Below are 24,723 nucleotides of genomic sequence, written 5' to 3' on the forward strand. Positions count from 1 at the left end.
TCACCGCTCCGGTTCCGGGAGGACCTCGACCTCGACGTCGTACACGTCCATGATCGTCCTGGCGTCCCGCTCGATCTGCGCGGTGCTCTCCCCCGCGAGGATGAACAGGCCGCTGCCGACGAAGAGGCCAGGAGCGTCGTTGAAGACGGTGCCGACCTCGGGCGTCTCGGCGAGGATCACCGAGTCGGGATAGGTGTCGGGGCCCTTGACCTCGGTCACCCTGCATCTGGCCTCCTCCCGCAGCGCCGGGTGCACCCAGCCCGTGACGCCCCGTCCGGCGTCGCGCAGGTCGAGGTTGGTGAGGGGCCTGTCCACGGCGGAGGGCAGGTTCATGCAGGCCGCGATGGACTCCCGGATGAGGTCGAGTTCATAGGCCACCTCGAAGTGGCGCCGGATGTAGCCGCCGCCGAACCGGCCCGCGATCTCCAGGAAGACGAGTCCGCCCTCCGGCGTGCGGAACGCCTCCAGGTGGAAGGCGCTGTCACGCAGCCCCAGGGTGTTCAGCACCCGCTGGGTGAAGTCGCGGATTGCCGCCACCTCGTCCGGGTCGTCCAGGGCTACGGAGGCGAGACCTTCCCGGCGGTACTGGAAGCTGAAGCAGTCGCCGAGGTAGCGGGAGGCGTGGAGGAACCGGATCTCGCCGTCGCGCACGAACCCGTCGAAGTGGCACACGTCTCCCTCGACGAACTCCTCGACATGGTGTCCGTCCTCGAAGCCCCGGTCCCGCACGTGCCGCAGGAAGCTCTCGGCGTCGTCGAACATCTCCACGCCGAAACTCGCCGCCTGGCACTTCGGCTTGAGCACGACCTTCCCCGGCAGCGCCGCCGCGATCTCCGTCAGCTCGGCCTCCGTCGTGCCACTCCCCACGCTCCAGTACCGCGGCACTCGCACCACCTCGCGCAGGGCCTCCTTCATGAGGACCTTGTCTCGGGTGAGGAGAGCGGTGCGTACGTCGGTTCCCGGCAGGCCGAACGCCTCACGCAGCCGGGCGGCGGGCAGCACGGTGTGCTCGTACAGGCCCACGATGGCTCGGGGCGCGCCGAGGTCCCGCGCGAACTCGCGGACGTGGTCGATCATCTGGCCGATCGACAGGTCGTAGTCCTCGACGTTGATCCGGTGGGGGGTGTCGATGATGCCGATGCGCGCGAAGCGGTCCCGCGTGTGCTGCGGCATGAGCGAGTGGTTGTACGCGTCCAGCAGCAGGGTGACGTCGTAGCTGTCGAAGTCGATGTGGGAGACGTCCTGGTCGGCGAAGCCGACGTGGACCACATGTTCTCTTCGGCTCATGACATGCCTCCTGCGGTGCTGCGGATCACGTCCGCGATCTCGTCGGTGTGGGTGTCGGGGTAGAAGTGGCCGCCGTCGAACACCCGCAGGGTGAATGGGCCGTCGGTATGCCCGGCCCAGGCGCTGGCCTCGTCGGTCGTGGCCTGGGGGTCGTCGGTTCCGACGAGGGAGAGGACCGGGCACGCAGGGGACGGGTGCAGCACGCGGGACAGCTTGAAGTAGTACGAGGCCGATCCCCCGGCGTGGGGGAAGCGGACGAGTCGCGGCCCCTCCTCGGGGATCGGGTGGAACCGTCTGAGCCAGCGGGCGGCCGAGGTGGCGGATGCGCCTGTCACGCGTGCTCGTCCCCTTCGCGCGGTTCGTCGGCGTCGTCGTCGGGTGCGTCGGCGTCCACCGGAGCGTGGTCCGCGTGGCGCCACGGCTGATCGCCGATCCGGAAGTCCGCCGTGTGCGCGACGTGTTCGATGACGCGGCCCAGTTCGTCCGCCATGGACTGTGCGGTGGACGCCTCGAAGGCGCGCGCGTCGTACTTGAAGAACAGCTTGTAGCCGTCCGGCCCTTGGTAGATCTCGATGGTGACCGGCATCTCGCCGCAGTCCGGCAGGTCGTCGAAGGGCCTGAGGTCGAGCGGGCCGGCCTCGGCGCCGCCGGCCCCGGTGAACACGGACGCCCCGTTGAAGTTCTGGAAGATGAGGTTGGTGGTGAGCAGAGGGGTCACCGGGCGGCTCTCCTCCTCGGACAGCGCCCGCTCGATCTCCAGCAGGGGGTAGGCGCCGTGGTCGATGCCCTGGACGACGGCCCGACCGACGCGGCTGACAAAGGCGCTGAAGTCCTCCTCGCCGCTCAGCATGGACCGGATCGGCAGGAAGTTGATGAACTGGCCGATCACGTTCTTGAACCGTTCCTCGTAGCGGGCCGCCGTGGTGAAACCGACGACGAGGTCCGACTGACCGGTCAGAGCGTGCAGGTAGACCGTGTACGTGGCGAGGAAGAGCGTGGCGACGCTGGACTGGTGCGCGCGGGCTCGCGCGACGAAGGTCTCCGTGACGTCGGGGGTCAGTTTGACGAGGACGAAGCCGGTGCGGGGGGCGAGCCCGGCGGTGTCCCGGTGGTCACGGGGCAGCGCGAGATCGCCGCGGGCGCCGCGCAGTTCACTCAGCCAGTGAGCGCGGTGCCGCTCGGCCTTGGGGCTGTTGAGCAGGGCGGCCTCCCAGGCCACGAAGTCGGCGAAGGTTGTCTCGTCCGGGTCAGGGGCGGGGGGCTCCTGGGAGTGCAGCGCCGCGGTGTAGGCGTCCTTCAGCGACTGGACGAGGAGCGCGGCGGAGGTTCCGTCCATGACGACGTGGTGGACCGTGACGAGCAGCAGGTGCCGCGGGGCGCCGGACCCGGGGTCGAGCGTGACGCGGTGCGCCCGCGCGAGGGGTCCGGCCTCCAGGTCGAACGGGCGGTTGACCAATTCCCTTAGCTCGTCGAGCTGTTCGTCCCGCGAGGCGGCCGTGACGAGCACGGTCTCGAAGGACATCTCACGCGTCCGGTCGATCTCCATCTGGGGCACGCCGTCCTCCCTGTGGAAGACCGCTGCGAGCATCGGGTGGCGTCGCGGCTGCGTGCGGCACGCCTGTTCCAGCGCTTTCTCGTCGAAGGCGCCGTGTATCTCGAACAGGAGGGGGGTGTTGTAGGTGGGGGCGTCCGGCTGGCCCGTGTGTCCGTGCCACAGCCTGCTCTGGCTGCGGGACAGGGGCCAGCGTTCGCTGCTGCCCGCAGCTGGCTGGGGCGCCACGAGGGCGTCGACCGCGTCGGCGCGGCGGGCCAGGAAGTGCGCCACCAGGCCGTCCACCGACTCGACCTCGAACAGCAGCGTGGACGACACGTCGTCACCGAGGTCGGCGCGGATCAGGTTGGTCAGTTGCAGGACGAGCAACGAGTCCAGGCCGTAGGACGTGAGCGGGACCGCGGGATCGATCCGCTCCGCCGGGATGCCCAGTATCTGGGCCGCCATTTCGCTCAGGTGGCGGGTGAGGGCCTCGGCGGTTTTGGGCCCGGCCGGGTCCGGCTCGGCCTGGACGCGCCGGGCAGGCTCGCGCCCTGCAGGTATCCGCTCCGCCGGAACGGTCGGCGGCGTCTGCGGCCGCGGGGCCTCGCCGGGCGCGGCGTTGCCGGAGAGCACGACGGTATGCGGCGTCGCGGCGGGGTCGGGCACATCGGCCGGAGTCGCGGTGTCCGTCTGGGAGACCGTCACGGCACCGGAAGACGAGGCCGGTGCGACGTGGGGCCGGGGGGTCCGTCCGGGGACCGTCTGGCGCGCGGTGCCGTCGCTCTCCGCGGCGATGATCTGCTGGCCGAGTTCGGCTGCCTGGGGCAGCACGGACGCGACGGTGGCGAATCCCTCGCCGTGCAGGACCTCACGCCAGCCGTCGGGCGAGAGCGCGGGCGAACCGGGGATGCGCAGCGCGGTGTCCTCGGACAGCCACCAGCCCTCCAGCAGACCGAAGGTGAGATGGCTGAAGACGTCGAACTGCGACAGCTCGTTCAGCACCAGCCAACCGCCGTCGCGCAGGGCGGCCTTGGCATTGCGCAGCGTGCGGCGGATGTTCGCGGTGGCGTGCAGGACGTTCGCGGCGACGACGATGTCGAAGCCGCCCTCCTCGATGCCCTGGCCGGCCAGCGGCCGCTCGACGTCGAACTGCGCGCAGTCCAGGTAGGGCACGTGGGGCCCGTGCGTGGCGCGGGCGTTGTTGAGGAACGCCTTGGACAGGTCGGTGTACAGGTACGTTTCGATGCTGTCCTCGAAGGGCTTCAGCGCCCGGAACAGACCGACGCTGGTGCCTCCGGTGCCCGCACCGATCTCCAGGATGCGGATCTTCGCTCCCCGGTCCTGGCTCAGCCACTCGGTCACCAGGCGGACGACTGTGTCCTGCACGGCCCGGTTGTAGGCGTCCGCAACCGGGTTGTCGCGATAGCAGCCCTCCACGAGCCCGAAGGAGCCTCGGGGGAACATGACGTCAGTGGGGCGCCTGACACCGGTCAGAATGCCGGGCAGCTCCCGCAACGTCGCGTCCACCAGCTCCAGTTCGGCCTTGACGCCCGCGTCCAGGGACCAGGCACGCCGCCGTTCGTCCCACTCGCGCTCCACCGTCTGCAGCGGCGGCGCGGTGTCCGGGACGACCCGCAGCGCCTGGCGCAGCCAGGGCCGGTAGCGTTCCAGGATGCCCGCACGTCGGCAACGCGCACCGGCGTCCGCCTCGGCGGCGGTGCCGGAGACGTCCTCGCGGACCCGCTCCTCGGGGTCGAGCGCGCCGAGGGCCACGAGGTGCGCCCGCAGGACGCGGCCCAGCATGGGGTCCCGCTCGTTCTCGCGCCATGCGGCGACGGAGCCGAGTGCCTCCCGTTCCTCGCCCGGCGTCCCGTGCCCGGTGAGCGCGTGGGCGGGCACGCGCTCGCCGGCGGGTGGGCGCAGGGCCACACGCACCGACGGTTCGGCGGCGGTCAGCGCGTCCGTCCCAGTGAGCTTGACGAACGCCATCTGGCCGCACGGTCCGCCGAGCAGTACGTCGAGGGCCGCCATCGCCTCGGGGGCCTCGATGGAGACGAGGCCGGCCTGACGCATACGACGGCGGTAGTACGCCGACGAGACGCTGCCCTGGCTCCCCCACCAACCCCAGTTCATCACCTTCACCGGGCAGTTCCAGTGCCGGTCCAGCAGGCGCGCGTAGGCGTCGAGGAAGGCGCTGCCCGCCGCGTAGTTGCCCTGTCCGGCGGTCGTGGCGAAGGACTGGACGGAGGAGAAGAACAGCGCGAAGTCCAGGTCCTCTCCGCCGAAGACCTCGGCCGTGGTGACGACGGCGTCGACCTTCGCGGAGAGGCTGGCGCGCATGGTCTGCTCGTCCATGGTGGCGAAGCTCTGGTCGCGCAGGACGAGGGCCGCGTGCACGACACCGTGGACTCGCGGGAACTCGGCGCTGACGCGGTCGTACGCGTCCTGCAGCGAGGCGCGGTCGGACGCGTCACCCCGCACGTAGTGGACGCTGCCCCGGCCCCGGACGGACGCGAGGGCGGCATCCACGGACGCGTCGCGCGGGCTGCGCCCGATCCAGACGACGTGGGCGCCGAAGTGCTCGACGACGTGCCGGGTCCAGGCGGCGCCGAGACCGCCGGCCCCGCCGATCACGACGTAGACGCCGCCTTCGCGGTAGCCGGCCGGGCGGGTCCCCTCGACGTCACAGGGCGCCCAGCGCCGGGTCAGCCACTGGCCGCCGCGGTGGACCCAGGAGTCCGCCCGGTCAGGTACCGGCAGGGCTACGAGGTCCTCGGGCCAGGGGTCGTCCGCCAGGTCGGCGCGCCGCACGGTCCAGTTCGGGTACTCCTGGGCGAGCGAGCCGAACAGTCCGTGCAGCCCGGCGTGGGCGGGCGAGGCCGGCTCGGCGGAGTGGGTGGCGAGGGCCCATCGGGTGACCAGGGTGATGCCGAGCGGCCTACGGTCGTACTCGGCGCGCAGCAGCCCCTTGATCATGCGGAAGGCCGCGTACACACCGTCGGTCTGCGCACCGAGGAGGCCGGCCGCGTCCATCACCGCGGGAGCGGTCTTGGGAGCCGCCCACACCAGGTGATCGACCGGGTCCATGGCGCGCAGCGCCCCGGCCACCTCGTCAGTGGACGCGGTGGCCGGCAGGTGCCACGCCGTGGTACGGGCGCAGCGGCCGGTGATCCGGGAGAGCTGTTCGGCGTCGCCGCCGACGACCAGGACGTGGTCGTCGTGTTCGGGAGAGGACGCGGTGAAGTCCTGTGCCGGGAGAGCGTCCCAGACGGGTGCGAAGAGCGACGGCGGCGCCTGCGTGACCTGGCGGGCGGTGTAGCCGGTCATCCGCACGCACACCTCTCCGGCGTCGTCGACCAGGTCGATGTCGAGGCGGCTGAGCGGGCTGTCCACCGCCGGGTCGTCCGCGGTGCGGACGACGGCCCACATGGACGGTGCGCACTCGGCGAAGACGTCGAGCTGTTCGAGGGCGAAGGGCACGGCGGTGCCCTGCGGCATGCCGTCGCCCGCCACGTTCAGGGCTACCGATGCCTGGATGGCCGAGTCGAGCAGCGAGGGGTGCAGCAGGAAGGGGACCGCGGGCGCCGGCGCCGCATCGGGTGTCCGCAGCTCCGCCAGCACCGTGCCGGGACCGACGTGTGCCTCGTGGAGGGCGCGCAGCGCGGGGCCGTGGTCGATACCGCGTTCCACCAGCGCCTCGTGGACGCGTTCGCCTGCCACCGTGGTGGCACAGTCGCGGCGCAGTCCGGGCAGGTCGGTCCTCGGCGGGCGGGACGCGCCGGTCGAGGTGGCCCGGCCCTCGCAGAAGACCGCGTCCTCGGCACCGGCCGAACGGAACTCGAAGGCAGCGCCTCCGGGCGCACGACGCACCCACAGCTCGATGTCCCCCATCGCCTGGTCCACTTGGTCCGCCTGGGTGCCATCGGCCGAGATCGGCCGTACCCAGGTGACGTTGCGCAGGCGCACCGCCGTGTCCGGGTCCGCGCCGAGGAAGCGCGCCGCCGCCGCCCTGGCCATTTCGAGGTAGACGACACCGGGCAGAACATGGCGCCCCTGGACCACGTGGTCGTCCAGGAACCGCCGGAAGTCGCCGAGGGTGAGGCGGGTCCGCTGCCCGTCGGTCGCAGCCGGGGCCCGGCCGGTTCCGCTCGGTGCGGCGGCGTCCTGGGCGGCTTCGCCGGATGCGGCGGGAGTCCCGGCGGGGAGTTCCGCACCCGCCCCGTGGCGGACGCGGGCGAACGGGTAGGTGGGCAGCGGTACCCGGCGGTGGGAGCCGGGGGCGAAGGCGGCCTCGTAGTCCAGTTCGGCGCCACCGGCGAACAGGTCGGCCAGCGCCTCCAGTTCCGCGCACAGGGTGTGGGGGTCCACGGGGCCGGCGAGCCTGCGCAGGGACTCCTGCTCCGTTCCGCCCGCAGCTTCCGTCACGCGCCCCGCACCGGCGTCTCCGATGACGGCACGGGGTCCGCCGGTTCCGGCGTCGAGCACGCGGAGCAGGTCGTCGTGGTCCCGGACGACGCAGGCGAAGCGGTACCGGAAGTGTTCCCGTCCCGCCATCAGCGTCCAGGCGATGTCCCCGGTGTCCTGGTACGGGTGCGCGCGGCAGTGTGCCGCGAGGCGCCGCACCTGCTCGGTGAGCTGTTCGCGCGAGTGGGCCGACAGTACGACCAGGTGGGCCGGGCGCGGTTCACGCAGGGCGCGGGTGGGCCGAGGTGCCTCCTCCAGGACGAGGTGGGCGTTGGTGCCGCTGGCGCCGAACGCGCTGACCACTCCGCAGCGCGGCACCCCGGCGGGTGTCTCCCACGGCAGGGTGCGCGTGTTCACGTAGAAGGGACTTTTGCCGAGGTCGATGGCCTTGTTGGGTGCCTCGAAGTGGAGCGAGGCCGGGATGCTCCGGTGCCGGAACGCGAGGAGCACTTTGAGCACTCCGGCGATCCCGGCCGCGAACTGCGTGTGCCCGAGGTTGGTCTTCACCGATCCGAGCGCGCAGAACTCCGTGTCGTCGGTGCCGACGCGGAACGCGCGGGTGAGGGCACCGAACTCGATCGGGTCGCCGAGCCGGGTGCCCGTTCCGTGTGCCTCGACCATGCCGATGCGTCGGGCGTCCACGCCGAAGGTGTCGTACACCTCGCGCAGCAGGCGTTCCTGTGAGAGGGAACTCGGGGCCGTGAGGCCGTTGGTGGCGCCGTCGTGGTTGATGCCGGAACCCCTGATGACACCGTGGATGTGGTCCCCGTCGGCGAGGGCGTCGTCAAGGCGTTTGAGTACGAGGACGCCTACCCCCTCGCCGGGCACGAAGCCGTCGGCACGGTGGTCGAAGGTGTGGCAGCGGCCGGATGGCGACAGCATGCCGGCGCGGCCCGCGAGGTCGTACAGGCGCGGTGTCGACTGCACGAACACGCCGCCCGCGAGCGCCATGGACGTTTCGCCCGACCACAGGTCCTTGCAGGCGAGGTCGATCGCCACCAGGGAGCTGGAGCAGGAGGTGTCGACGGCGAGGGCCGGTCCGCGCAGGTTGAGGAAGTAGGAGATCCGGCCTGGAATGACGGAGCCCATGGTGCCCCACAGCCCCTGCACGGGCGCGGACTCGCCTTCGCCTCCGGGGTAGTCGCCGGCCCAGCAGCCGACGTAGACGCCGCATCGCCGTTCGTCCATCGTGCGGGCCGGGTATCCCGCGTCCTCAAGAGCCTTCCACGTCTCTTCCAGGAGGAGGCGCTGCTGCGGGTCCATGCCACGCGCTTCGACGCCCGAGATGTTGAAGAACAGCGAGTCGAACTCGTCGATCCGGTCCAGGAATCCGCCGCGGGGCGCGGCCGTGGCGTCGCCCGAGGCAGCCGTGTCCCAGCGGGTCGCGGGGGTGATCAGGTCGTCCCCGTCGGCCAGGTGTTCCCACAGGGCGTCCAGGGAGTCCGAGCCGGCGAACCGGCCGCTCATCCCGATGACCGCGAGGGGCGGGCGGGCGACGGACCGGGAGGCGGGCGCGGGGTACGGCGCGGGCGCCTCGGTCGTGTGGGCCTCCTGCGCCTCGTGGACTTCGTACGCCTGGGACGGCGACGTTCCGGGGGCCGCTGCCGTGGCCTCGGGCCGCGCGGTGACCGGTTCCTCGGCTGCCGGGAGTCCGGGGGCCGCAGCCGGACGGGGCAGCACGATGGAGTCGCGGTGGGCCGTCAGCAGGTGGTCGGACAGGCGTCGGGCCGAGCTGTGGTCGAACAGGACACCCGTGTCCAGGTCGAGTGACAGTGCCTCGCCGAGTTCGTGCGCGACCCGTACGGCGAGGATGGAGTCGAGTCCGTAGTCGGCGAAGGCGGACCTGTCGGCGATGTCGGTCTCCGGCATGGCCAGCGCCCGCGCCAGAACGGCACGGACGACACGCGGGACCTCCACGTCGAGCGGGGCGGGGGCCGCCGTGCGCGCGCTCTTCGGCACGACCCGCGCCGGGGCAGGCGTCCGCGTCCCCGGGGCCGACGGGGACGCGCCGGCCCTTTCGGCCCGGAGCCCGGCCGCGGGCGACCGCGTGCCCTCGGTCTCGGCCTCGGTCTCCGGTGTCGGCCGCCCGGCCGGTGCGACGGGCACGGCCACAGGCTCCAGAGCGTGCGCGGCCGGGCCCGCCCCGTCGCTGTGCGCGGAGACGGGGGCGAGGTCCCCGATCCAGTACCGGTCCTTGGCGAACGGGTAGGTGGGTAGGGCGACCCGGCGGCGGACGCGCCCCTCGTGCAGCAACCGCCAGTCGGCGTCCAGGCCCTGGACCCACACGGCGGCCAGCTTCGTCAGCTTTCCGGACCGGGCCCACCGTTCGGCCAGCAGCTCGCGCACGTCGTCGTCGGCCAGTTCTGCGAGCAGGCCCGCCGCACCGCCTGTGGTGGTGCCGCGGTGGAGGACCGCGCCGTCATGGTCCGGTCCGGCTCCCGTGAGGAAGTCGTCCAGGGCGTCGAGGAGTTCGCTCTTCGAGGCGACGACGACGGCCAGCCGTTCGCTCATGGGCTCCCGGCCGGTCTGGAGGCTGTAGGCGAGGTCGGCCAGGTCGGCGTCGGTGCGGGCGACGTGTTCGGCCAGCCGTGCGGCGACGGCGGTGAGCTGCCCCGAGGTACGCGCCGACAGGACGACGAGTTGCTCGGAGCCGTTGGCGGATGCCTGGGTCATCGCGGGAAGGTGCTCCTCGGTCTGTGGCGGTGTGTACTCCTCGACGATCACGTGGGCGTTGGACCCGCCGGCTCCGAAGGAGGAGACGGAGGTGATCCGGGGCCGACCGTCGAAGTGCCAGGGCGCCGCCTCGCGCTGAACGAAGAAGGGGGTGCGGTCGAACGCGATGTTCGGGTTGAGTTCCCCGGCGTGCAGGGTGGGCGCGAACTGCCGATGCCGGAGCTGGAGGACCGCCTTGGTGAGTCCGGCGATGCCGGCCGCGGCCTCCAGGTGCCCGATGGCCGACTTCGCCGACCCGATCGCGCAGAACTGCTTGTCGTCGGTGTCCTGTTCGAAGGCGGTCGTCAGCCCCTGGATCTCGATGGGGTCGCCCAGTTCGGTGCCGGTGCCGTGAGCCTCGACGTAGCCGATGTCGCGCGCGGACACCCCGGCGCGGTCCAGGGCCTCGCGGATCAGTTCCGCCTGGGCGCCGGAGCGCGGCACGGTGTAGCCGTTGGAGCGGCCGCCGTGGTTGACGCTCGTGCCACGGATGACCGCGAGGATGCGGTCGCCGTCGGCCTCGGCCATGGACAGGGGCTTCAGCAGGACGCAGCCCACTCCCTCGCCCGGCACGAACCCGTGGCCGCCGCAGCCGAAGCTCCGGCAGTGCTGGTCCTGCGACAGCATGCCCGAGTGGCACAGCTCGATGTAGTCCAGCGGGTGGAGGTAGAGGTTGACGCCACCGGCGATGGCCATGTCGCAGGCGCCCCGGTGGATGTTCTCGCACGCCTCGTGCACCGCGGTCAGCGATGCCGAGCACATCGTGTCGAGGGTCATGCTGGGACCGTTGAGATCCAGCTGGTACGACGTGCGGGAGCTGAGAGACGCGAACGACAGCGCGGGTACGACCGTCTCACCCGAGGGCAGCCGGGCGGCGCCGTGGCGGATGTGGCCGCTCTTGGTGACGCCGGCGAAGACCCCGACGCGCTTGCCGTGGCGGCGGCTCAGCGTCTCACGGGTGTATCCGGCGTCCTCCATCACCTCGTGCGCCGCCTGGAGGAAGAGCCGCTCCTGCGGGTCCATGACGTAGGCGTCGCGCGGGGCGATCTGGAAGAACAACGGGTCGAACGCGGCGAAGTCGTCGAGAAATCCGCCCCATTTGCTGTAACTGAGGCCGGACGCGACAGCCTTGCGCCGGTCGGGCTCGTAGAAGCCGGTCAACGGCCAGCGGTCGGCGGGCACTTCGCGGATGCAGTCCCGCCCTTCCCGCAGGTTCGTCCAGAACGCATCGAGGTTGTCCGCCTGCGGGTAGCGCCCGCTCATGCCGATGACCGCGATGGGCTCGCGCACCAGCGGGACGGAGGCCGCGGCGCTCCGCCGCCCCGGCACCCGGTCGGCTCCCCGGCCCGCCGTCGCGGGACGGTACGGGCGGCGCCCGTCCCCATCCGGCTCTGCGATCCCGTGCCCGCCACCGCGCTCCGGCGCGGCCGGTCCGGGAGCAGGCTCTGGGGCCTCGGTGGGCCGCGCGGCGTCCGCACCGGGGGACGCGAGCCGCTCCGCTATCTTCCGCAGGGTGGGCAGGTCGTAGAAGAGGGTCTTCGGCACGTCGCCGAAGGCCGGCGCGAGTTCCCGGTTCAGCTGAACGACCATGATCGAGTCGAGGCCGGTCTCGCCGAGCGGCCGGTCCACGTCGATGGTGTCCACGGCGGTCTTCGTCACACGGGCGAAGAGCGTGACGAGATGGCGCAGGCTGTCCGCGGCGTCGCGCTCGCGGGAGGCGGTCGGCGCGGTGCCGGCAGCCTCCCGGCCCGGCGTGGCGGGTACCGGGGACGGCCGGCCGTGGTGCACCCACACCCGGTCCTCGCCCAGCTGCCACGCACGGGACAGCGCGGCGATCCCGTCGGCGGCGGGCATGGGGGCGAGGCCGCGGCTCCGCCACAGGTGGGCGAGGGCCGCGGGCGACACCGGCATCCCGCCGTCCGCCCACAGCGGCCAGGCCACCGACAGGGTCCGTCCCTGGCGTTCCCCGGCCGCGACCCGCGCGTTGCGCAGCTCGGCGAACTCGTCGAGGAAGGCGTTCGCAGTGGCGTAGTCGCACTGGCCGGGGTTCCCCGTGACCGCGGCCCCGGAGGAGAAGGCGATCAGGAAGTCGAGCGGCGCGTCACCGAGCGCGCGGTCGAGGTTGACCAGGCCGTCACTCTTGGGTTCGAGGACGTCCTCCCACTCCTGGTCGGTCTTGGTGGTCAGCGCGGAATCCCGGAGCACACCGGCCGCGTGGAACACGCCGTCGATCCGGCCGAACTCGGCGCGGACACCCGCCACGAGACGGTGTGTCTCCTCCCATCGGGAGATGTCGGCCCGCGCGTGGCGGACGGTGGCGCCGGCGGCCCGCAGGCCGTCGAGGAGGGCGTCGGTCGCGGCGCTCCGCGGCGAGCGGCCCGCCAGGACGACAGTGGACCGCTCCGCGCGCTCGGCGATCCAGCGCGCGACGACGGAACCGACTCCCCCGGCCCCGCCTGTGATCAGGTACACGCCGTCGGGGCGCAGCGGGCCGTCCGCGGTGGGCTGCGCCGCCCGGACCGCCTCCCACGTACGGACCAGGCGCTCGCCGTCGCGGTGGAGCACCAGGTCGTCGCCGACGCCCGCCTCCGCGGCCAGGAGGGCACCGAGCGCGCCGCCCTTGCCAGGCTCGTCGAACCCGATGACCTGGCAGGTCAAGTGGGACGCTTCGAGCATCGCGGTCCGCATGAGCCCGGCGAGGGCGAACGCGGTGGCTCCCCGTCCGGCGGCCGGGACGACCGCCTGTACGAGGGTCCTGCCCGGACGTTCGTCGGCCGCCGCCTCACGGACGGCGCCCAGGCACTGGCGCGTCACGTCGCGGAACCAGCCGTCGAGTCGTTCCTTGGGCGAGGTGACGGTCACACAGCGCACGTCGGGGTCCTGGACGAGGGCGTCCCGCGCGGCCTGGGCTTCCTCCAGGAGGATGACCAGGCGCCGTGCCGGGGCGGTCGCGCGCTCGGCCGCCGTGCGGGGCCGAGGCGTCCACCGGGGCACGAGCAGGGTGGTCTCCATGGCCTGGGTCCTCATGGCGGGGGTGCCGGAGCCGGTGTCCGAGGTCGTCGGCACGGCCGGGGCCCGCCCGGCGGCAGGGGCCGGGATGCGGCGCGGCGGGTGGCCGGGAATCCAGTGGCGATCGCGGGCGAAGGGGTACCCCGGGAGGTGCGCACGCTTCGGCGTGCGCGCTCCGTGCAGTGTCCGCCAGTCGGGTTCGGCGCCGCGGGTCCAGTCCACCAGGACCCGCCGGAGGTCGTCGTACCCGGCCGTCCGGTCCGTCGCGGGGATGGCGGATGCGCCCGTGCCGGCGTGGCGCCGCGCACCGACGTCGGCGGGCAGTTCGACACTTCCCCGCGCGCCGCCCTCGACGACGTGGCCGTCGGTGACGAACGCGTCGAGGGCCTGCGCGAGCCGTTCGTGGGACTCCACCACCCATCCCACGCGTTCCGCCATGGCCTCCCGTCCGACCTGGAGTGTCCAGGCGAGGGAGGTGAGCGGAAGCGGAGTGTGGCGCTCGTCCCGCAGCCGGGCGAGAAGGTTGCCCGCGATGTCGCGCAGGCGGTCCTCCGTACGCGCGGAGAGCGGGACGACGACCGCGCCCGCGGCCGTGCCCTGGTCGGCCCGGCCGGTGTCCGGGTCCAGGTACTCCTCCACGACGAGGTGGCAGTTGGAGCCGCCGAAGCCGAAGCTGCTGACGCCCGCGCGGCGCGGGGCCAGGGCGCCGTCGCGGCCGGTGGGCCGCTGCCAGATCTCGTGCTCCCGCACGATGTGGAAGGGTCCGCCGTCCAGCTCGATGAACGGGTTGATCTCGCCGCAGTGGAGCGTGGCCGGCAGCACGCCGTGCCGCATGGCGAGCAGCACCTTGAGCAACCCGGCCATCCCGGCCGCGGCCTCCAGGTGACCGATGTTCGACTTGACGGAGCCCAGGCCGCAGGCGCCGTCGCCGCTCGCGCCGAGGCGCCGGAACGCCGAGCGCAGGGAACGCACTTCGACGGGGTCGCCGAGCGCCGTCCCGGTGCCGTGCGTCTCGATGTATCCGATGGTGTCCGGGTCGGTGCCGCCGACGGCCGTCGCGACGAGATCGGCCTGCGCGTCGGCGTTGGGCGCGGTCAGCGACTGGGCCCGACCTCCGTGGTTCTCGGCACTGCCGAGCAGTACCCCGAGGATGGCGTCGCCGTCGCGTTCGGCGTCGGCGAGGGGTTTGAGGACGACCGCTGCGACGCCCTCGCCCCGAACGTAGCCGTTCGCCTCGCTGGAGAAGGTCTTGCACCGTCCGTCGGGGCTGAGCATGCCCGCCTTGTGGGCGCTGACGAAGGTGTCCGTGCTGAGCAGCAGGTTCACCCCGCCCGCCACGGCCATGCGGCAGGCGCCCGAGCGGATGGCCTCCAGGGCGCGGTGGACGGCGACCAGGGAGCTGGAGCAGGCCGTGTCGACCGGCTCGCTCGGCCCTCGTACGTCCAGTAGGTAGGAGAGGCGGTTGGCGAGCATGGAATGCGCGTTGCCGGTCGCTGTGAACGCGTCCGGCTCGATGCCGTGGGCGCTCAGCAGCGTGGCGTAGTCGGTGCCCGAGACGCCGAGGAACACACCGGTGTCGACCGGCAGGTCGACGGGGCGGTACGCGCTGTCCTCCAGCGCGTTCCAGACGGTCTCCAGGGCCAGGCGGTGCTGGGGGTCCAGGAGTTCGGCCTCGCGCGGGTAGATGCGGAAGAAGCCCGCGTCGAAGGCGTCCACGTCCTCCAGGACTCCCGCGTGGTGCGGGAAGTCGGCGTCCTCGGCGATCGCCCGGTACGTGTCGTCGTAACGGTGCAGCGGGAACGTGCCCACGGAGTCCACGCCCGCGACCAGGTTCGCCCAGTACTCGTCGAGGTTGCGGGCACCGGGGAAGCGTCCGGCCGCGCCGACGACGGCGACGGGCATCGGTGAGCCGTCGACGGTGTCCCGGGGGCCGGTTGCCTCAGTGACGGGAGCCGTCGCCGCCCTCCGGGCGTCGGGCGAGCGCTCCGACGCGGCCGTGGTGGCATCGGCCGTCTGCTCCTGGGCGCCGACGGGGTGTGGGGGCGCGGTGCCGGTCGTCGGCGCGGCGGGAGGGGCCGGGGGCCGGGGGCAGTTGGTGGGTATCCGGTCGCCGAACTCCGCCACCAGGTGTCGTGCCAGGGCGTCGAGCGTGTCCAGATCGAAGAAGAGGGCCGGACTGACCTGCACGCCGAACCGTTCGCTCACGCGCCCGGCGAGGGTGACGAGCGAGATCGAGTCGAACCCGAAGGCGTAGAAGCCCGTGGTGGGTTCGATCTCCTCGGGCTCGAACCCGAGGATTCCGGCCGCGATCACCCGCAGCTCACCGGCGACAAACCCGACCACACCCGCACCGGAGGCGGCTGCCTCGGTGGCCTCTGTGGCCTCGGTGGCCTCGTCGAGGGACGCGGACGCGCCTGCGGAGGCGGGCGACGGCGCGCCCACCGGTACGGAGACGGATGTGCGCGGCGGAGCCGAGGCGTACGGGACGGCACGCCGCTCGGTCCGACGTCCGGGCAGGTCGGCATCCTCGTCGCCCCACCACACGTCGGTCAGCTCGCCGACGAGGCGGCCGGTGCCGGACAGCAACAGGACGCGTCCGCCGAGTCCGCCGTCGCCGGGGACGAGGTCGAGGACGACGCGTGCCACATCGGCGATCGGGGGATGCACCACGGCGGCCTCGCCGATGCGGTGCGGTATCAGGCTCGCCCACCTCGCCGTGCCCGCCCGCTTCGCCACGAGCTGCGCGCCGTGCGCGACGGCCGCGAGGACGGCGGGCTCGATCGAGACGTTCCGCTTGACGTGGTTCTGCTGGAAGTCCGGCTGGGTGACGTCGAGCGCGAGGCATCCGTCCGGCAGCCAGTAGGCCGCCCGCACGCCTTCGGACATCGACTGCCGCTCGATGCCGCCTTCGGCCAGCTCGGCGAGGAACTGCTCCTGGGTGAGTACGGCGACGGCTTCACGGGAGAGATCGCCGGCGCCGGGCGCGGTACCGGCCCACCGGTCCGCCGGGCCGGCGTCGTCACCGGCGTGCGCGGTGAACTCGGCGATCGCGGTACGGGCTCCCGTATCGTCCTGCGTGAAGACCGTGCCGTACCCGCGGCCCTCGGCGGCGGCGAACGTGGTGACCAGCCGGGACGCCTTCTCCCAGTCGACGCGGCCCACGGTGCGCAGATCACGGATCCGGGCACCGGCCGGGAAGCCGGAGACGCGCGCGCAGGCGAGGGCCGAGTCGACGGCGAACGTCGGCACGACCGCGCGCCGCTTGTCGCGCAGGTGACCGTAATCGAGTAGGTCGTCCAGGCGCAGGTCCGTGCCGTAGCGCAGGCCACCGAGGTCCGACTCGTTCTCGCCGAGGAACGGATGCAGCGCGCGGCGGAACACCAGCGGTGCGACGACCGAGGGCGCGGCCGGGTCCTCCTCGACCCAGCAGCTCACCCGAGCGAAGGGGTAGGCGGGCAGCGGCAGGCGCCGGGGCCTGCGGTCTCCGTCGAGCACGCTCCAGTCGGTCTTGTGGCCGCGGGTCCAGTTGAGGGCCGTCTCCCGCGCCTGCTCGGCCTGCGGACCGTCCCCGGCAAGGGCGGCAGCGGTGTCGCGGTCTCCCGCGAGGTAGCGTTCGACGGCTGCGCGGACGCCCTGGCGGTCCTTCGCCAGGAACGCCCAGCGGCGCGGCAGTTCGTTCTTGCCGACGCGCAGGGTGAAGGCGATGGCGGGGAGGTCGTCGTCGGAGCGCGTGGCGACGAAGTCGCGGAAGCGCAGCAGGTAGCTCTCGAGGGCTTCGTCGGTCATCGCCGAGAAGACGAAGAGTTCGTGACCGCCGTCGTGTGCCGGGACGGGGGCGGGGGTGTACTCCTCCAGCACCAGGTGGGAGTTCATGCCTCCCGCTCCGATCGAGGTGACCCCGGCCCGCCGGGGGTGCTCGACCAGACCGCCGGCCACGAGCGTGGTCGGCCTGCGCCAGTCGGTGAGCCGGCGCTGCACGTGGAAAGGCGTGTCGCCGAACGGGATGTCCGGGTTGATCTCGTCGCTGTGCAGCGAGGGCGCGAGCTGGCCCTCGCGCATCTGCAGGACGACCTTGGTGATGCCGGCCACGCCCGCCGCCGCGAGGAGGTGGCCCATGTTCGACTTGACGGAACCGAGGGCGCAGAAACCGGTGTCGGCCGTGGACGCCCGGAAGGCGTCGTCCAGCGCCTTGACCTCGATGGGGTCGCCGAGCGATGTGCCCGATCCGTGGCCCTCGACGTAGCTGACGGTCCGGGCGTCGACGCCCGCGTCGTCCAGGGCCTTCCTGACCGCGCTGGCCTGCATGGCCACGCTGGGGACGGTGAACCCGTTGCGGGTGCCCGCGTTGGTGATCGCCGTTCCCTTGATGACCGCGTGGATGTGGTCGCCGTCCCGCTCCGCGTCGGCGAGGGTCTTGAGGACCACGACGCCGGCCCCCTCGCCGAGGATGGTCCCGTCCACGCCGAGGCCGTAGCTGCGGATGACGTCGGAGGTCGCCGTCGTGAAGTGCTCCTGGGACGACGTGATCAGGTTGTACGGATGCAGCAGGAGGTTGACACCGCCCGCGACGACCATCCTGGACTCGCCGGCCCGCAGCATCTGGACGGCCTGGTGCACGCAGGTCGACGACGTGGAGCACATCGTGTCGACGAAGAGCGACGGGCCGGTCAGCCCGTAGAAGTACGACAGCATGTTGGGCATGGTCGCGTTGTAGCTGCCGCTCTGCGGGGCTCCGCGCACCAGGCTGTTCTGGAAGCCGTAGAGGCCGTAGTGGTTGCTCATGGTGCCGGTGAGCACCGCGACGTCGCCCTGGTACTGGCGTTGGATCTGCTCCCGCGAGTAGCCGGCGTCCTCCAGCGCCTCGACTCCGAGTTGGAGGAAGAGGCGGACCTCCGGCGACATCTGTTCCGCATCGCGCTTGGAGATGTGGAAGTACCGGGGGTCGAACTTGTCGATGTCGCGCAGGAAGGTGCCGGTGCGGATGACGCTCTTGCCCGGCCTGGCCCGGTCGCGGCTGTAGATGGCGTCGTGGTCCCAGCGCTCGCGTGGGACCTCCTCGAAGGAGTGCCGCCCGTCCCGCAGGAGTTGCCACAGCTCATCCATGGTCGCGGCGCCGGGGTAACGGCCGGAGATGCCGACGATGGCGATGTCCCGGCTGCCGTCGGCCTCGGCGGACGGCTTCGCGGGCTCCGTGACGGTGATCGCCGCCGGGCCGGCGGCCGGTGCCGCGGCCACCGGCGTCGCGGTGCCCGTGGCGGGCTTCGTGGCCGTCGCCGGGGCGGTGGGCTCGGGTGCCTGCTCCGCGTCCTGTTCCGGGGCCCGTTCCGTGTCCTGTTCGGCGAGGAGGCTCACGAGCCTGTCCCGGTGGGCCTCGGCGAAGTATCCGGCCACGTCGGTGACGTTGAGGTACTCGAAGAAGAGCGTCTTGGACAGCGTGCCGAACAACCCTTCCAGGCGCGCGGTCATGTCGAGGATGGCGAGGGAGTCGATGCCGTACTCGACCAGGTTCGCGGTGGGGTCGATGGCGTCGGGACGGTGCTGGAGGACCTCTGCGAGAAGCCTCGTCACGAGCATCACCGCGCCCGCCCGAAGAGCCTCCTCTGAGGGGGCCGCCGGGACCCCCGTCCGGGGTTCGTCCCCGGGCAGCGTCGGGGCGGGATTCGAGGTGTCGTCCCGGCGTCCGGCGCCGGCGGCCGCCACCGGCGTGAGCGCCGGGTCGGTGAGCCTCGCCTCGGCTCCGTGGGCCACCACGACGTGCGTGGGGCCGTGGGCGAGCACGTGTCCCAGAGCGCGCACGCCCGCCTCCGTGGGCAGCGGCTCCCAGCCGTGCCGCTCGCGCATCGACGCGCGGGTCGGATCGTCGACGCGCATCCCGCCCTCGGCCCACAGCGGCCAACTCACCGCGAGGGTGGTTCCGGTGCGCTCTCCGGCCTCGACGAGGGCCTGACGATGCCCGGCGAAGGCGTCGAGGAAGGCGTTCGCCGCCGCGTAGTCGGACTGTCCCGGATTGCCGAAGACTCCGGCAACGGAGGAGAACAGGACGAAGAAGTCCAGATCGCAGTCGCGGGTCGCGGCGTCGAGGTGCAGGGTGCCGCGCACCTTGGGACCGAGCACGGTGTGCAGGTCCTCGTGGCTCTTGCGCAGGGCGAAGCCGTCCCGGAGCACACCGGCCGCGTGGACGACACCGTCGAGGGAGCCGTGAGCGCGCATGATGGCGCTCACCGCGCGCTCGACGTCCTGCGCCGAGGTGACGTCCACAGGCAGGCTGTGCGCGTCGACGCCCTCGTCGCGCAGGGTGCGCAGGGCGGCGTCGGTGTCCGAGCCGGACGCGGAGCGCCCGCTGAGCACCACGGTGACGCCATCGTGGCGGGCGAAGTACCGGGCGATGTGGCGTCCCAGGCCACCGAGGCCGCCGGTGACCCAGTAGACGCCGCCGTCCTTGAGTGGGGGTGTCGAGGGTCCCTCGACGACCGTGGCCGGCAGGGTCCGGCGGACGTGCCGTACGCCGTCGGCGGTGTAGCGGACCTCTGCGTCGGCCACCGCGTCGGCGGCCTCGTCGCGCACCACGCGCCGCAGCAGTTCCGCGTCGGCCACATCGAGCCCGGCCACCCTGACGACCCGTCCCCGGACTACGGGGTTCTCCAGGGCCACGGTCCGGAACAGTCCGGTGAGCGGGGCGTGGAAATGCCGCGGCACACGGTCGTCGACCAGGACGACGAAGCGATGGTCCTGCCTGGGCCTGCTGTTCAGCACCGCACCAAGCGCGCCGAAGACAGTGTCCGTGACGGCCGCGATCCCTTCGGCGGCCTTGGTGCGCGCCACTGCGGGCAGCCGTGCGAAGCCGGTGGCAGCGGAGTCCGGGGCCCCGGCGAGGTAGGCGTGCACGACGGTACCGGGGTCAGGCTCGCCGGTACCTTCCGGCAGCGGGACGGGTGTCCATCCGGTGACGGCCGCGACGACGTGCGAGCCGTCGGAGGCGGCGGGCAGCGGCGCCCCCGGCCTCTGGACCAGTCCGCGGACCCGAGCCGTCACGCGGCCCTCGCCGTCGGCGAGATCGATGTCGAACTTGTCCACCGTGCCACTGCTCCCAGCTCGTCTGACCCAGGCCCATGTCTCGGCCGGGCTCGGTCCGGCGATCTCGATCCGTTCCAGTACGAACGGCATCACCGCCGCGTCCGGCGGCTCCGGCGCCTCGGCCGTCATCAGCGCGACCGATGCCTGGAACGCGGCGTCGAGCACACTCGGGGGCAGCACCAGACCGTCGTGCGACGCCTGGCCGCCGGGCACGGTGATCCGCGCGAGCACGCCGTGCGCACCGTGCCGGATCTCCCGCAGACCGCGCATGGCAGGCCCGTACTTCAGTCCCTGGCGGCGCAGTTGGGCATACAGCTCGGGGACCGGCGCGGGCGCGGAGGCGGCCCGCAGCGCGTCGAGGTCGAGTACGGCCGGGGCTTCGGCCAGGAGCCGTGCCTCGGCCGTTCCCCGGCTGTGCACGGTGTCCGGGGAGCCGTCAGCGGCGCCCTGCCGTACCTCGAAGGCGACGGCACCGTCCTCGTTCCGGGAGAGCTCCACGTGCACCTTGACGGGCTCGTCGCCGACGGTCAGCGGGCGCAGCCACGTCATGTCCTTCAGGGTCACGGCGGCCCGCTGCCCGTGCCCGTCGGGTTCCACGGCACGGCCGACCGCCTCGCGGACCATCTCCACGTACGCCGCGGCGGGCAGGACGCGAGCGCCGTTCACCCGGTGCGCCTCCAGGAAGGGTTCGGCGCCGGTGAAGACTGAGGTGAAACGCTGCCGACCGAGCACGGAGGTGTTGCGGTGCACCAGGGGGTGCGGCTCGTCGCGGCTCCCGACGGCGGTGACCCGCCGCTCCTCGGGTATCACGTACCAGTGCGGCACGCGCTCGAACGGGTAGGTGGGCAACCGGACGCGGCGCGCCCGCGGGTATCCCGCGCGCTGCCGCCCGGCCTCCCAGTCGACCGCTTCTCCGGCCTGCCACTCCCGTGCGACGGCGAGGAGGACGGCCGGGTCCTCGTCCGGCGCCGTGGCGGCCCCGTCCGTGCTGCCGTCCACGGGCGCATCGGAGGCGGACAGGCCATCCCGCAGGAGGGTCTCCAGCGCCTCGGCCAGCCGGGCATGGCTGGTGGCGGTGATGACACGGCGGACCTGCATGGCCTCTCGCCCGATCTGCAGCGTGTACGCGATGTCGGCCAGTGCCTGGCGGGGCGGTAGCGACGCGGTGTCGCCGTCGGCGGAAGCGGCGAGGTGTGCGAGGAGTTGACGGGCGACCGCGCGCAGGCGGTCCTCGGTTCGCGCCGAGAGGGGGAAGACCTCCACGCGTCCGTCCCGTGTACCGGCCGGCGGGTCGTCGGCGAGGTGCTCCTCCAGCAGGCAGTGCGCGTTGGCGCCGCCGAAGCCGAAGGAGCTGACTCCCGCGCGGCGGGGCAGTTCGCCGCCGTTCGGGGCGGTACCGGGGGCCTGCCACGGCTGGGTGTCGCGTACGACGTAGAACGGGCTGCCGTCGAGGTCGATGAGCCGGTTGGGCTGGGTGAAGTTCACCGTGGCGGGCAGCGTCCGGGTGGCGAGGGCACCGATCACCTTGACGATGCCCGCCACCCCGGCGGCCGCCTCCAGGTGACCGATGTTGGTCTTGACCGAGCCGAGGCCGCAGGTCCCCGGCACGGGTCGGGTGCCGTCGGCCGCGTGCAGGCGGGCGAATGCCTTCTTCAGGCCGAGTACTTCGATGGGGTCGCCGACCGGGGTGCCTGGTCCGTGGGCCTCGATGTATCCGACGCTGCCCACGGGGATGCCCGCGCGGGTGTACACGCCCTCGATGAGGTCGGCTTGGGCGGCGGGGTTGGTGACGGTGAGCGAGTTGGTCCGGCCGCCGTGGTTGGTGCCGGTCGCCTTGATCACGGCGTAGACCGGGTCCCGGTCCTCGACGGCGCGGTGCAGCGGCTTGAGCAACAGCATGGCGCCGCCCTCGCCGCGGACGAACCCGTCGGCGCCCTGGTCGAACGCGTGCGACCTGCCGGTCGGCGAGAGCATGCCCGCCTGGCTGAAGGCGACGAACAGCTTGGGCGACCAGATCAGGTTGATGCCACCGGCCAACGCCATGTCGCACTCGCCGCCGTGCAGCGCGGCGACGGCCTGGTGGACGGAGACGAGGGAGCTGGCGCAGGCCGTGTCGTTGATGACGCTCGGACCGTGGAGGTCGAAGTGGTACGACACGCGGTTCGCCACGATGGCGAAGTCGGTGCCGGTGGGGAGGTAGGCGTCGATCTTCGCCCCGTCCCGTTCCATCATCTCGGCATAGTCCGAGTGTGAGACGCCCATGAAGACGCCCGTGTTGGTGCCGGCCAGCGCGCTCTCCGGGTACCCGGCGTCCTCGATGGCCTTCCACGCCAGTTCGAGGGTCAGCCGCTGCTGGGGGTCCATGGTTGCGGCTTCGCGGGGCGAGATGCTGAAGAAGGCGGCGTCGAAGCATTCGGCGTCGTCGATGAAACCGGCCCAGACGCTCCTGGTCTTCTCCGCACCACCGCGCGGATCGCCGAACCAGCGCTCCTTGAGCCAACGCTTCTCGGGAACTTCGGAGATGAGCGACCGTCCGGCACGCAGCTCGCGGAAGAGACCGGCGAGTGTGTCGGCGCCGGGAAATCGCAGGGAAAGGCCGATGACAGCGACGTCACAGGACTGGTCGGAGATCGGGCGGCTCATCGATCGGCTCCTGTCCGGACGGCTACGCGCCGCTTGTCGACGGTCGTTCGCAGATTCATCCGCGTCCGCTTCGGGCCGTATGCCGCGCCCGCGGAAGTCGCCGGCCCGGCGAGGACGAACTGCTGGTTGAGGATCGCGGTCGACAGCAGGTACACGAACGCCTGGTCCTCTTTGGTGCTGATCTGTTCGACCGGTGCCCGCATGATCTTCGAAACGAGTTTTCCGGCGAAGACGGGATTGACGCAGTCGATTCGGCGCAGCTCGTTCTCGGAGAGCACCAGTTCGAGGCAGTCGGGCCGTTGTTCCTTGAACACCGCGCTGCCCGGCGCCCGGTAGGGCTGTTTGGGCCGGCTGAGCGTCCACTGCGGAAGATCATCGGCGAAGGCATTCTTCAGGATGGCCTTCTCGTCCGATCCGTCGTCGTAGCGGAGATTCACAGAGGCCGCGGCGCGTACGACGGACGGGTCGAGGAACGGGGCACGGTTCTCGACGCTGTGGGCGAGGCTCGCCCGCTCCCCCTGGGTCGCCAGGAGGTATCCGGCCAGAAGCGTCTTGTACTCGATCCACTGTGCTTTCTGCACAGCGGTGAGACGGTGGTATCCGGGCGTGCCGCGCACGAGTTCCCGCATGGATTCCAACGGGTCGCCGGGGTCCTTGAGCAGGCGGGTGGCGAACATTCCGTTCTGGTAGCGCAGTTCGTGCGAGAAGAGGCCGGGGGTGCGCTCGGCGCTGAACTGCTGGAAGAGGCCCAACAGATGGGACCGGCGGGCGGCACCGAAATGTGCGAGCTCCGGGTGCAGGGTGGCGAGCCGACGCAGCCGGTCTTCCTCGGACAGGGTGTTCCACGACTCACGGAGCATGGTCTCGCGGAAGAGTGAGTAGCCGAGGAACGCCTCGTCGGCGCCCTCTCCGCTGAGCACCGTCTTGATACCCGCGTCGCGGACGTGCCGGGACAGCAGGTACATCGGGACGAACGAGGTCCGGAAGGCGGGCACCTCGGCGTGCCACACCGCGTCGGCGAAGGAGTCGGCGATGTCGCGGTGGGAGACGCGCAGGGCGGAGTGCCGGGTGCCGAGGTGGGAGGCCACCAACTGCTGGCTGCTGGACTCGTCGAAGGTCCGGTCCGCGAACTCGACGGAGAACGTGCGGACTTCGTGTGCGGACTGCTCCGTCGCCAGCTTGGTGACGATGGACGAATCGAGGCCGCCGCTGAGGTACACGCCCACCTCGACGTCGCTGCGCAGCCGCACCTCGACGCTGCGGCGCAACGTCTCCCGTACGAACACGATGGCTTCCCGCTCGTCGCCGTCGAACGCCGGACCGTCGACGCGCAGTTCCTCGTAGTGCGTCACGGTGTGCCGACCGCCCTCAACCGACAGGAAACCGCCCGCCGGCACCTGCCGCACCCCCTGGAACGGCGTGCGGCCTGGCAGCGGAGCCCACAAGGCGTACACGGAGGCGAGTTCCCGCGCGTCGAACTCGAACCGGAATCCGGGGTAGGCGGCGAAGGCCTTCATCTCCGAGGCGAAGAGTAGGGCGCCGTCGTGCTCGGTGTAGAAGAGCGGCCGCTTTCCGTACCGATCGCGGGCCAGGAAAAGCGTCCCGGCCTCGTTGTCGCGGATAGCCAGGGCGAAGGCGCCGTTAAATCGCGTGAGGCATTCGGGCCCCCATTGGATCCACGCCTGGAGGACGACCTCCGTGTCCGATTTGGTACCGAAAGGACGCCCGAGCCGTCGGAGTTCCTCGCGGAGTTCCACGTGATTGTACAGTTCCCCGTTAAAACAGATCCAGTGACGTTCACTGGGATCGGACATGGGCTGTGCGCCCGATTCCAGATCGATGATGGCCAGTCGGACCGTTCCCATCGCGACGCCATCGTCCAGGTAGTAGCCGGCCTCGTCGGGCCCTCGGTGATGGATCGACGAAAGCATCGAGGTAATACATCCAGAGACTTCTTCACCGAGCGAACGGGAAGCAACCAAGCCGACTATGCCACACAC

At 72.0% G+C, this 24,723-nt stretch carries 4 protein-coding genes; all 4 read right to left on the reverse strand.

Annotation, left to right across the window (positions count from 1 at the left end):
• Genes ACLJT4_RS32625 through asnB form a run of 4 tightly spaced genes read right to left on the reverse strand, consistent with a single transcriptional unit; the run spans position 1 to position 24,723 of the window.
• Positions 1-1,287, reverse strand: coding sequence for an acetyl-CoA carboxylase biotin carboxylase subunit family protein (locus ACLJT4_RS32625; protein WP_411127849.1), 1,287 nt, complete (start codon positions 1,285-1,287; stop codon positions 1-3).
• Entirely contained in the window at positions 1,284-1,622 is a 339-nt protein-coding gene (locus ACLJT4_RS32630; RefSeq protein WP_411127851.1) for a thioesterase II family protein, read from the reverse strand. Before ACLJT4_RS32630 ends, ACLJT4_RS32625 begins: the two co-directional genes overlap by 4 nt.
• The gene (locus ACLJT4_RS32635; RefSeq protein ID WP_411127853.1) at positions 1,619-22,723 is read right to left on the reverse strand and encodes an SDR family NAD(P)-dependent oxidoreductase; all 21,105 of its coding nucleotides are present in this window, start codon (positions 22,721-22,723) and stop codon (positions 1,619-1,621) included. Before ACLJT4_RS32635 ends, ACLJT4_RS32630 begins: the two co-directional genes overlap by 4 nt.
• On the reverse strand, positions 22,720-24,723 hold the full coding sequence (gene asnB, locus ACLJT4_RS32640; RefSeq protein WP_411127855.1) for an asparagine synthase (glutamine-hydrolyzing): 2,004 nt from the start codon (positions 24,721-24,723) through the stop codon (positions 22,720-22,722). The genes ACLJT4_RS32635 and asnB overlap by 4 nt, the downstream gene beginning before the upstream one ends.

Source organism: Streptomyces sp. x-19 (assembly GCF_046549115.1).
Taxonomy (GTDB): Bacteria; Actinomycetota; Actinomycetes; order Streptomycetales; family Streptomycetaceae; genus Streptomyces; species Streptomyces albulus_C.